The organism is Bacillus sp. FG16, assembly GCF_057809515.1.
This window is the reverse complement of sequence record NZ_JBMDKC010000135.1, coordinates 1-12084: the sequence shown is the minus strand read 5'-3', so window position 1 is coordinate 12084 and position 12084 is coordinate 1. Positions and strand designations below refer to the sequence as shown.

Here is a 12084-nt window from a genome sequence, read left to right as displayed (position 1 = left end):
CAAAGGTTAGGAACTGAACAATTGTTAAAATATTAAACGTAACTTATATAGATAAGAAATGCGAAACAACCAAGCAAAAACAATTTTCACAGACTACAAGAACTATAGAAAGTCCACAACAAGAGACCGATCAAGGGAAATTGCAAAAACAATCTTCTAAGCTGTCACAACACAGCAACCAAGAATTTCATCAACAAGAAAGTAACGCAAGGGTACTAAATAAGACGTATGAAACAGCCGAACAAAAGCAGTATTCACAGACTATAAGCACTATAGACAGTCCACAACAGGATACTGGGCCAGAAAAGTTACAAAAACAATCTTCTAAGTTATTTCAACACACCACCCAAGAATTTCATCAACCAGAGAGTACCGCAAAGGTACTAAATAAAACATTTGGAACAGCTGAACAAAAACAATTTTCGCAAACTACTAGTACTATAGAAAGCCCACAACAAGAGACAGATCAAGGGAAATTACAAAAGCAATCTTTTAAGCTGTCACAACACACCACCCAAGAATTTTATCAACCAGAAAGTACCGTAAAGACATTGAATAAAAAACAAGAAACAGCCGAGCAAAAACAATTTTCACAGACTATAAGTACTATAGAAAGCCCACAACAGGAGACAGGACAAGGGAAGTTACAAAAACAGTCTTCTAAGGTATCACAGCACAGCAACCAAGAGTTTCAGCAAAAAGAAAGTACGGTACAGGTAGTAAATAAGAAATATGAAACAGCCAAGCAAAAACAACTTTCACAGGCTACAAGTACTATAGAAAGCCCACAACCGGAGACAGGACAAGGGAAGTTACAAAAACAGTCTTCTAAGTTATTACAGCACGGTAACCAAGAGTTTCAACAACCAGAAAGTGCGGTACAAAGGGTCGATAACCATTTTGAAACATCTAAGCAGAAACAAGTTTTACAGAATACAAGTATCCTTCAAAGCTTACAAGAAACAGGGCAAGAAAAATTACAAAAGCAATCTTCTAAACAGTCTCAACATATGAATCAAAAAATGAAACAACAAGGTCTAATCAAAGATGTTAAAAAACCAGAAGCATTAAAAATGTCCCGACAAAAACAAGTAGGCCAAACGGAAAAGTCAATTTTAAGAGAAAACGAGAAACAATCTAGAAAATTATTCAATGCTAATCCAAAAGTCCAAAAGGGAATACAGTTTATTGGAAAACTTGGTAAAAATTCATTGATTGCTACAAAAGCTGAAGTTGAAAAATCCTTAATTGATGCAAAAAACTCTTTGAAATATGGCACTAAAACTTCTGCAAAGACTACAAAGGATTCATTAAAAGGTGGTATTACAAAGTATCAAAAAGCGTTAGAACAAGGTGATGATGGCGTTAAGGTAGCCAGTCAAGGGGTTACTAAAGGTTATAGATTAACCAGAAAAGGATTTGGATTAGCTAAAAAAGGTTTTTGGAAATTAAGGGACAGAAGGCAAGAAAAGTTTTATATAAAAACACTTGATAAAGGGAAAATTGAAAGCCTCAAAAAATTAAAACAGCTAGATAAAAAGACTAGTGTAAAAAAGCTAACAAAAGTAACAGCGAAAAAGTTAACAAAAGTAACGACAAATGTAGCCGGAAGTAGCGCTTTAAAGTATCAAAAAGCGTTAGAACAAGGTGACGATGGTGTAAAAATAGCGAGTCAAAGTGCCACAAAAATTGCTAGAGCCACAAAAAAGCTCGTTAAAAATAGAATAAAAATAAATACGAAATTAGGAAAAATGGGTAAGCAAAAAGGCAAACTAATACCTTTTTCTAAAGATAAAAAGCTCAAAATAGATTCTAGGACTATCCTAAAGAAAAAAGCTATGAAAAAGAAAATGTACTACACGCCACTTCGAGACAAGAATAAGGCAAGAGCTCTTACGAGCATTGCATCTAACGCTAAGGATCAAATTGCTAATTTATTTAAAAGCCTAGGGAAATTTAATCTTCAAAACATCCAAAAGATGATAGGAACGAAGGTTGCAGCCATATTGGGTGGCGGAGTAGCAGGTGTTTTACCTATTATATTGATTGGAGTGCTTTGTTTAATCATTGCAGGCATGTTTGGTGCAGGATCTTCATCACAAGAACAAATGGGTGGAAACATTGGAGCTTCAAAAAACTTATCGCCTGAAGTTGAAAAATGGCGAGCACTTGTTGAAAAAGAGGCCACTGCACAAGGGATGGAGGCATATGTAAATTTACTGTTAGCTATCATTCAGGTGGAGAGTGGTGGAACGGGGACTCGCGACATTATGCAGTCGTCGGAATCAGCTGGTTATGATAGACCAAACGTATTTCAAACAGAAGAAGAGTCAGTTCGACAAGGTGTCAAGCATTTAAAAGAATGTTTGCTTGCCCTAAAAGCATTTAACATGGGATATGAAAATAATGTGAAAGCATTAGCACAAGCCTATAATTATGGTAATTATTTCGCAACGTGGCTTGGTAAAAGAGGAGGAGAGTATAACCTTGAGGTAGCTGAAGAATACTCACGGACGATAGTAGCCCCAAGTTTAGGTAATACAACGGGAAGAACGATGTCCTATGTCAACGAAACATCATTGAGGTTAGGCAAACCTTATAAATACATTAATGGGGGAAACTTCTTTTACGGTGAATTAATCAGTGAATATATTGGTGGAAGTGGTGCGAACATTTCGGGAGATTTTCGAAAGGTGTTAGTTGAAATTGAGAAGTATCAGGGATGGGAGTATGTATGGGGTGGTAAAAATCCAACACAAGGATTTGATTGTAGCGGATTAACATCATGGGGATTACAACAAATTGGAATAGATTTACCATCATACGCACTCACGCAATATGAGCTAACGGAACCCATTCAGCCAAGTGAAGCACAACCTGGTGACTTAATCTTCTTTAGAGGGACATATGGTGGACCAGGTCATATTTCCCATGTTGCATTCTATATTGATGAAAATACGATGTTTGATAGTCAAAGTGCTGGGATTGGTTATCACAATTGGAAAACGTCTTATTGGCAACAACATTTTGCTGGAATTCACAGAGTGAAAAGATAATGTGTTTTAAAAAAGTAGTAAGGAGTGGTTTTTTTGTCAGATCGTATCCAAAAATTAGAGGGGAAAATTGCAAAAAGAGAACAGCGAATTGAAAAATTAAATGACAATTTGAAAGAAGAAAAAAGTCGATTGGCTACCGATAAGGACCTACTGTTTAACTTGAAATATAGTGAGGTGTTCAAACGCCTACAAGAAACAGGAGTAAGTCCTGATGAAGCACTAAAGGCGCTTGGTAATGAAGTAGAAAAGAGCAAAGTTGAAACGGAAGTGAAAGAAGGTAACCTAGATACCAGTATGATGCGAGAAGGAGCTCAAAGTTATGCTAAAACGTACTAAACGATTGTTTTTCGCAACGGTATTCATATGTTCATTGTTATTTGCAAGTGTTTCAAACTTTGCATATGCGGAAGAAAAGAAAGCCGAAACACCAAAGGTAACAGAAAATAAATCAGTAGGAGAGCCACCTTCTGGACCAGATGTTAAGGGAGAAAAGAAAGAACAAGAAGTGGAAGCTCAGACACCTGCTAGTGTGAACGGAAAAAAAGTTGATGGTACAGGGACAGTAACGGACTTTACAACAAGCGGTTCTAAAGCGTTTTATACAATTACCGATAAAGATAGTAACGTATTTTACTTGATTGTAGATTTAGATAAAACCCAAAACAATGTGTATTTTTTATCAGATGTGAAAAAGACAACATTAGATGGTACAGCGACTGCAACAGCTAGTAAAGATGGGGCAAGTGTGAAACCGAATGTACCAAATCAAAAACAAGCTGAAGCGGATAAAACAATAGCAAATACGCAATCAGCATTAGAACAACCAAAAGAAGAAAGTAACAATGATTCGTTTCTACTTATTGTATTAATAATTGCTGTAGTTGGGGTTACGCTATATTACTTCTTAGTCATGAAAAAGAAAAACAAGAAAAAGAATCAAAATGAAGAGGAAGAAGGAATGAAAGACGGTAATTATGAAGATCATTTCGAAGATGAGAGAACGAATCACAATAAGGAAGATGAATAATGTTGATTAAAGCCTATATAAAAAAGCACATGTTTCAGCTTCCAACGCAGAATAATGAACAATTGGAAGCGCAAGTTGAACAAAAGTTACAGATACAAGTTGATAAATCGGAATTTTCAAAGTTATATCCCCTTACAAAAATAGAAGAGAATACAAATATTCTGGTTGACAAACAAGGGACAAATATTTTTTTACTCAACTTGCTACTTATGGTGTTAAACCATCATCAAAAAGCCATTCTAGTGCCAGAGTATTATACGAATGGGTTTTTGATTGCAAAATTAGAAAAAGAAACAAATGTACAAATAACAAATATACCCTTTGACAACGTAGAAAAAGCCATTATGGAGTATATAAATCCTTCTTGTGATAAGGAGAATACGAGTAAAAGAGAATCGGTGTTGGACCATGTTGAATTTAGCTTGAATTGGTTAAGCAAGGCGCAAGAGGAGTTGAATCATATGCCCCCAAAAATAAAGGGTAAAAAGAATTAAACAGAAGGGATACATGATATGTGGGGAAAATCAAAGCGAGTTGTAGTTAGTGGTATTCTATCACTTTTTTTCATAGGTAACACAGTAGCCCTTGCTACTGTAAACCATCCTACACAGACACAAGAAAATGAAAATGTTGCTCGGAATTATGTGAAAGTGAGCTACGAAAATAAAGTTTTATTTCATGAACAAGTCCCATCTCAAACGATGATCCAAGTACTGAATGAAAAGGATGATGTAGTGGAAAGTATGGTAGTAACGAGTGATAAAGACATGCATCTTGAGAAACCAAAGATGAATAGCGGGAAAATGTTAAGTTATTGGACGATTGAAATGAAAGACGGAAAATTACGTATGAAACCAGTCTTAACCACTAAACAGGAGCTTTTCGTTACGTTTTATGTGAAAGATGCGGGTGGGAATTTAGTAGAAAACCATAAGCAAATAAAAGAAGTAGTAAAAAGCGCTACGAAAGATGCAAAGTTAAAAGATGTTTTACCCGATGTAAACCCAGATCGTCATTACAAGTTTACAGGTTGGTTTGAAATAGTCGATACAGGTGATGGGAAAAAGGTAGAAGAAAAATTACAAGGTATGGATGATAAAAAGATTACGGATTCGACAGGTGTCTATTACGCTAAATTCTATTCGGATTTGAATAACAATGGGATTGACGATACAACAGAAGAAATCACTGTGAACTTTGTGACGAATATAGAGGAACAGATTGAGCCTGTAACATTGCATGTAGGTCAAAGGATGCAAACGCCTAAACTGTCTCATACAGACAAGGTTTTCATGGGTTGGTATACAAATCCTGAGTTAACAAATAAATTTGGCAATGACAATATGAGAGATTCTATCACTCTTTATGCAAAATGGGAGAATAGTGAAAAAGTAATCAATGAATCTGAAAAAGTCCCCATTATAGATAAGGATGTTTCTGATCAAGTGGAAAAGATGTTACATGAACGTTTCAAAGAAGTAAACGAAGAGAAAATCAACAGAGAAAACCCGAATGAAACGAAAACGGAAGTACCTAATCAAGTAGCAACTGGAACAACAGACAATACCAATGCCAACAAAGGTGTAGCGACAAATAACAATCAAAAATCGGATCCGCACAATACAAATTCGAATACGAACCATGCGAATCCCGTTGCAAGTAATCCATTGGGTGGTTCTCTACAAAATGGTACGAAGGGAAAAGAAAATGGGACTTCAAACAGTGCAAATAGCAATAAAATTACCGCATACACGGAAACGAAATATGTGTTTAAAAATAAACATATTGGCGAGAAGTACATGGTCAAATTTTTAGATGAAAGTGGTGCATTTGTTTCAAGTCTCACGCTACCGTATGGAAGAACAATAAAACTAATAGATGAAAACGAAAAGGCTCATGAAGAATATGCGGTGAGACAAGATACGACCATTACCTTGGATACAGAAAGGTACGTGAATAAAGGTTCAACCTTTTTAGGACTGGATACAAGAACCGTTCAAGTGAATGCAACAGAAATAACAGAAATCGTTCCGACTACCGCTAAAAATAGCGCAAATAGTTTTTTATATAAACAAGAGAAAAAAGGAGAACAAAAGAAAGAGAAACATACGTCAATTTGGATGATGGTGTGTAGTGGAATCGCTGTGGTTGGTATCATGATTGGAATTTTTTTCTTTCTCAAAAAGAGAAAGCAGAAAGAGAAGGTGCAAATAAAAAATCCAAATCTATAAAGGGTGGTATAGACGATGTTAGACATATATCTTGTGACGCAAGTCGTCTTGCTTGTAATCGGTGCAACCTTGTTACTAAAAGGTGGTCTTACACTGATAAAATGTTATAGAATAGATATTTTATTATCTATTCTTATAAAAAATGAATTGCCAAATATGAATAAAGAAAAGGGGAAATAAAAGTGGAATTTTTTAAAAATGGCGTAGATGTTATGCAAAAATTAGTGTATTTAATTGGTGCTGGTTTAGGATTATGGGGAGCTGTCAACTTGTTAGAAGGGTATGGGAATGATAATCCGGGTGCAAAATCGCAGGGGATGAAACAGTTTATGTCTGGTGCAGGTATTGTTTTAATTGGAATGTTACTAGTCCCTCAATTAAAAACTTTATTTAGTTAAGCTGGGGACAGGAAAAAAAAGGGGGAGCACGTTTTCTCCCCCTTCCTTATCACTAAGACTCATACATACAAGGAGTATCAAAATGGGGAAAATCAAGGAAAATAAAATCTATGTGATTCTTGGTGTCATGTTGTTCATGTTCTTAAATTATCTGTTTTATTACTTTAGAGTGACGTTTGCAGGAAATGAAGGCATTGCGATCGAGTATCTGTTTTCAGAACCACAATATTTGTTATATGCGTTTCCGTTGTCCTTTCATACGATTGATTTATTTGTTCCCTTGTTTCTAGTAGGATTTGCTGTATTTGTTATACGGGATAAGAAAAAGAATAAAAAGAAGTACAAAAAAGGTGTGGAACATGGCTCAGCACAGTGGGGGAATGTAGAAAAAGATTTAAAAGATATGTATGACGAAGAAGACCAATATAATAACATTCTATTTTCACAGAATACAAAGATTAGATTGGATGATAAAAACGCTCCATTTAAGGTAAGGCGAAATAAAAATGTACTTATAATCGGAGGGTCTGGTAGTGGTAAAACACGATTCATGGTGAAACCAAATATGTTACAAATGAATGCCAGCTTTGTTGTTACCGATCCCAAAGGAACAATTGTAAATGAGATAGGTATGGCGTTAAAAAATATAGGGAAATACAAAATTAAAGTATTCAATACTGTAAAATTCAATAAAAGTATGAGATATAATCCCCTAGCCTATGTGTACAACGAACAAGATATTTTGAAACTTGTGAATACAATTATCGTAAATACAGAAGGGGAAGGCGCAAAAAAAGGGGAAGATTTTTGGGTAAAGGCTGAAAGATTATTATATCAAGCGTATTTAAGTTTAATTGTTTCAAAATTCCCTAAAGAAGAACAACATCTAGGAACATTAATGGATTTACTTTCCTACTCAACGGTAAAAGAAGATGACGAGAATTATAAAAATCCGTTAGATTACATGTTTGCACAACTAGAAAAAGAGGATCCTACACATTTTGCAGTAAAGCAATACCAATTATATAAACTAGCAGCTGGAAAAACGGCAAAAAGTATTCTCATTTCTTGCGGTGCAAGGTTAGCACCATTAAATATCCCTGCTCTACGTGATTTACTATCAAAAGATGAATTAAACCTAGATACATTAGGAAACAAAGGGCGTAAAACAGCACTATTTATTGTCGTGCCTGATACGGATGAAACATTTAATTTTATTGTGGCTATTATGTATGCTCAACTTTTCAATATGTTATGTACAATTGCCGATGATAGATACAAAGGAGAGTTACCTACACATGTGAGATTTATATTAGACGAGTTCGCGAACATCGGAAAAATTCCGAATTTCGAAAAACTAATCGCAACCATTCGTTCACGAAACATTTCAGCTACGATTATATTACAAGCATTCGCACAATTGAAAGACATCTATAAAGAAAAGGCAAACATAATTGATGGTAACTGTGATACATCTATTTTTTTAGGAAGTAAAGAAAAAACAACCATTAAATCGTTAAGTGAAGAACTTGGAAAAGAAACAATCAATGACTATAACGAAAGTAAAACACGCTCCAATAATGATAGCTTTGGACAAAATTATTCCAAATTAGGTAGAGCGTTGATGACACAAGATGAATTATTAACAATGGAACGTGATGAATGTATCGTTCAAATATTGGGTAAAAAACCCTTCAAAGATAAAAAGTATGATATAACGAAGCATCCAAGATATAAATTTCATTCGCAGGGCGAAAAATATTGGTTTGATATCAATCAATACTTAGAAGTCCTTAGAACACCCAAAGAACCCAAACTAATGTTAACGACAGTGAATGGTAGCCGAGAAATATAGAGTAGAAAAAATGGAAAAGTGAATCATGACAAGCATGGTAATAAAACCGAAATTTTAATTTCCTAATAATAGGTTTAAATGATTTTATAAGTTGCTTCATCAAACATCCTTGTTTCTATGATCAAAAAAGAAAGGAAGTGTGGTAATCGTGAACTGTCCATACTGTGCAACTCCCATACAGGTTGATAAGAATGGCATTGTACAAGAAATTTGTGAATTCTGTGGTGGTCGTATTCGGGAACAACAAACAGGTGTCTTACAGCTTTGTCAAAATGGTGAGCGTTTTGAGTTTACTAAGATGCAACAACAACTCTTCTTAGAACACATTCATCAGTCTGTAGAAGAGTTGAAGCAGTATCATACTTACGATTTGTATTTGTTGCTAAGGGAAGTAAGAGAAGCACGCAGTCAAACATATTACGGTTTACAGTTACTCAACAAAGCATCTAAAGAAGAACATACTTTGCAAGCGACAGCAGATGAAACAGGCGGAGAATACGAGTATTACACAAGAAAAGTATGGGTAATTGAGAACATTCTGTTAGAACGACAAGGATTCTTTCCAGAAAAAATAACCGCTCGTGTTCTGGAATATATGGGAGAACAAATTCGAAAATCAAAGAAAAAGATGATGAAGATATCTAAGCGGCAACGTCCAAAAAGGAAAGAAATCTGTTGGTAAGGAGGAGAGGTTACGGTGGAAATCATTTATAAGAATCCTTTTCAGGAAAGTTTTTATATGAATTCCTATGATATCTTTTCGGAAGAGACACCAGTTTCCTTGGTGTACTGTAAAGAATGTAAGCAGTTCTCGCCAGCATACATTCGAATATTTCGGGAGAAATACAAGTACTATTGCTCGATTTGCAAAAAAAGAACAACTCAGAAATATGAGCGAGCGACCTATATCAGTCCTATTTACACAAAAGTGTTTGATGATGCCCATAAGATTACATACAGTTGTGCGTTCTATCATCACATTTTGAAATTTGATTTTGGGAAAATGAAAATGAGAAAAATCTCGGCGATATACCGATACAATATTACTCATAATAAGCAAACGAAACAAACCTATTTGATTAGAAAGAGTCAGAATCCCAAGAAAAATCGGATCGCGAATATCACATTTGGCGCATGTTCCTATACATGGAAGTTTGCATCATCACATGTACAGTATATAGAACAAACGGAAGCTTATCAGGATTTCTTACAGGCGATCTTACCTACATGGTTTTCGGAACACCAAAAGCTTCGTGTCATGCAATTTCCGATTCTGTTACGCTATCCGCAATTGATGCTGTTACCATTAGAATTCACGGAATATTCAACCTTTAGATTTCAAGTAAGAGATAATAAATATAAGCGGGAGCAGTTAGCCCAGTTGCCATATAAGCAGTCAGAACTTGTAGAATGGGTATTCGATAAGAAAGTATCCAAGAAAGAACGAAATCTTTTATTTGAAAATCCCCGTGTATGGGTGTGGTACAAACATATTGTCCATCTCATTGAGAATGTGGATGTAAAACAATATATGCTAGAAAACCTAGCAAGAATCCCTGAAGTAATCCATTCTCACAATCTGCCGATTGAAGATGTAATCGGGCAACTGCATCCGAATTATCTACAGGAGTTCGAACGGATGAAACAACATTTCAAAAGTGAAAAAAGGTTTGCGAACGCAATCATACAACAGGTGAACAGGAATGAGGAAGATTGTGTATTCGAATATATGAGAGATATCGTGCGAATGATGGAAATGTTACAGGAAGAGATGCCGATGTATGAAGTACCAAAATTGTATGATTTAGAAACATTACACGATGTACTGGCGAGTGATCTAAGTAAAGTAGAATACGCATACGAGGAAATACAGTACGAAAAGGAAGAAAAGCTGAAATTGGAAACAGAAACAAGTGAATATCGTTTTCTATTAGCAACGAGCAACCATCATTTAATAGAAGTGGGAACAAAATTAAACATATGTGTCGGTTCGTATGCACGGGAAGCAATCCATAAGGATGTATACATTGTGGTAATGGAAGAGAAAGTACAAGAGAAGGTCACACATTGCTTAGAATTTCGTTGTAACGGAAGAGGACGGTGGTCTTTGGTGCAAGCGAAGGGGAAATATAATGATGTTCCATCAGAAGAAATCAGCCGTATTCTGATTGATTATTGTACGGAAAGAAACATACAGATTGCCACGCATGATATTAACTTTGAAAATATATTAGAGTTGACAAGTTAAAAGAAAGTAGGGGAAAACATATGACGATTACAATACATGTACGTTGTGAACTTTCGAAGAAAGTAGGATTTAACGATAAAGATCATCTTGTGCATTTTTTGAATTATTTATTTCGAACAGACAAAAAACAAAAATGGACGAATGAATTAACGACTAATAATGTATTTCTAATGAAAAAACCAAATGAATTATATGTCATTCCGTTCCCTAGTAGCATGGAGGAACGATTACAGCTAAGAGATAAGATGTACAAATTAGTATCAGGAATTGTAGAGGATAATCATTTGGGAATTTTGAAAAACGATATTATGTATTTGGATGTACACGATAAAGAAACAGGTGATAACTGCGAACATCTATTGCATGCGAGACAGGTAGAGGAATTATTATCAGACGTCATTGAAACAGAAAAGAATGGTACGGAAAATGTGTTTTCTGTTGCACATTTAGATCAAAAGGATTCTATCTATCATGTGCATACAGTTATCCTATCAGAAGATAAGGAGTAGTGAAAATATGAAGAGAGAACAGATAAGAAAATATAGTTACCAAGCGTTGTTATGGGAACTACAGCATGTGGAACACGAGTTAAAGAAAATCAAAAAAGAATGTAACCAAACGCCGTCCAAGAGACTTGTAAAGAAACAAAACGGTTTAGATAGGCGGTATAGAATGTTATACGAGCAAGGAAATGCTGGGAATTTCAGACATGTAGTGGGTTCTTTATACACAGAGAGAGGATTGTCTATGAAAGAATTTGCAAATGCGATGGAAGTTTCAGAATCTGAGATTCACAATCTAATTAGAAAAGGCATGGTAACCGAGAAAATGTTAGATACGATTTGTACGTACTTTCAAATTCAAAAAACACCGCTGTGGATGCGTTATATGCAATGAACCCATCTATAGGCGGATGAGAAATATAGGAGACGACATTGAAACATAAAGTGGGAGGAATTCATATGAAAGTGATACTATGTGAAAAACCGCAGCAAATGAAAAGTTACTCGGAAGCCTTTCAAAGCGTTAAACGAGAAAGTACACATATTACGGTGAGGGACAAAGAAATCTTTGGAGACGAAGAAGTCGTCATGATTTCGGCACTCGGTCATCTTATCGAATTATGTAATCCTGGCGAGTATAAAGAAGAATGGAAAAACTGGAGTATGGACCAACTACCTATTATTCCAGAAGAATTTAAAATGAAGGTGTCTAAAGATAAAAAGTCGATTTTTCAAAATGCGAAACAATGGCTACAAAAAGCAGATG

General features: G+C 35.3%; 12 protein-coding genes and 1 pseudogene. All 13 read left to right on the top strand.

The genetic code is table 11. The features are described from left to right. The first annotated feature begins 140 nt into the window (after positions 1-140). Complete coding sequence (locus tag ACODS7_RS28955; RefSeq protein WP_488828198.1) at positions 141-3056, top strand: bifunctional lytic transglycosylase/C40 family peptidase; 2916 nt, start codon at positions 141-143, stop codon at positions 3054-3056. Positions 3057-3089: 33 nt separating this feature from the next. Next, entirely contained in the window at positions 3090-3392 is a 303-nt protein-coding gene (locus ACODS7_RS28950) for a hypothetical protein (protein WP_488828196.1), read from the top strand. Beyond that, the gene (locus ACODS7_RS28945) at positions 3376-4083 is read left to right on the top strand and encodes a CD1107 family mobile element protein (protein ID WP_197263144.1); all 708 of its coding nucleotides are present in this window, start codon (positions 3376-3378) and stop codon (positions 4081-4083) included. Before ACODS7_RS28950 ends, ACODS7_RS28945 begins: the two co-directional genes overlap by 17 nt. Next, positions 4083-4577, top strand: a complete 495-nt coding sequence (locus tag ACODS7_RS28940) for a hypothetical protein (RefSeq protein WP_243168509.1) — start codon at positions 4083-4085, stop codon at positions 4575-4577. The genes ACODS7_RS28945 and ACODS7_RS28940 overlap by 1 nt, the downstream gene beginning before the upstream one ends. Before the next feature lie 18 nt (positions 4578-4595). Further along, the gene (locus tag ACODS7_RS28935; RefSeq protein ID WP_243168510.1) at positions 4596-6314 is read left to right on the top strand and encodes an InlB B-repeat-containing protein; all 1719 of its coding nucleotides are present in this window, start codon (positions 4596-4598) and stop codon (positions 6312-6314) included. 15 nt (positions 6315-6329) lie between these two features. Beyond that, the gene (locus ACODS7_RS28930) at positions 6330-6494 is read left to right on the top strand and encodes a hypothetical protein (protein WP_166669646.1); all 165 of its coding nucleotides are present in this window, start codon (positions 6330-6332) and stop codon (positions 6492-6494) included. 2 nt (positions 6495-6496) lie between these two features. After that, entirely contained in the window at positions 6497-6712 is a 216-nt protein-coding gene (locus tag ACODS7_RS28925) for a Maff2 family mobile element protein (RefSeq protein ID WP_078186799.1), read from the top strand. Positions 6713-6794: 82 nt separating this feature from the next. Further along, a complete protein-coding gene (locus tag ACODS7_RS28920) occupies positions 6795-8567 on the top strand; it encodes a VirD4-like conjugal transfer protein, CD1115 family (protein WP_243168511.1) in 1773 nt (590 codons plus the stop codon). Between the two features lie 148 nt (positions 8568-8715). Next, the gene (locus tag ACODS7_RS28915; protein ID WP_078186801.1) at positions 8716-9249 is read left to right on the top strand and encodes a hypothetical protein; all 534 of its coding nucleotides are present in this window, start codon (positions 8716-8718) and stop codon (positions 9247-9249) included. A 327-nt stretch (positions 9250-9576) separates the two neighbouring features. Further along, entirely contained in the window at positions 9577-10815 is a 1239-nt protein-coding gene (locus tag ACODS7_RS28910; protein WP_243168512.1) for a PcfJ domain-containing protein, read from the top strand. A gap of 20 nt (positions 10816-10835) precedes the next feature. Beyond that, the gene (locus ACODS7_RS28905; protein WP_197263142.1) at positions 10836-11324 is read left to right on the top strand and encodes a hypothetical protein; all 489 of its coding nucleotides are present in this window, start codon (positions 10836-10838) and stop codon (positions 11322-11324) included. A gap of 7 nt (positions 11325-11331) precedes the next feature. Continuing rightward, positions 11332-11712 (top strand): hypothetical protein, encoded by a 381-nt coding sequence (locus ACODS7_RS28900; RefSeq protein WP_207312747.1) that lies wholly within the window; start codon positions 11332-11334, stop codon positions 11710-11712. Positions 11713-11777: 65 nt separating this feature from the next. After that, a pseudogene (locus ACODS7_RS28895) lies at positions 11778-12084 on the top strand (DNA topoisomerase); the annotation flags it as partial.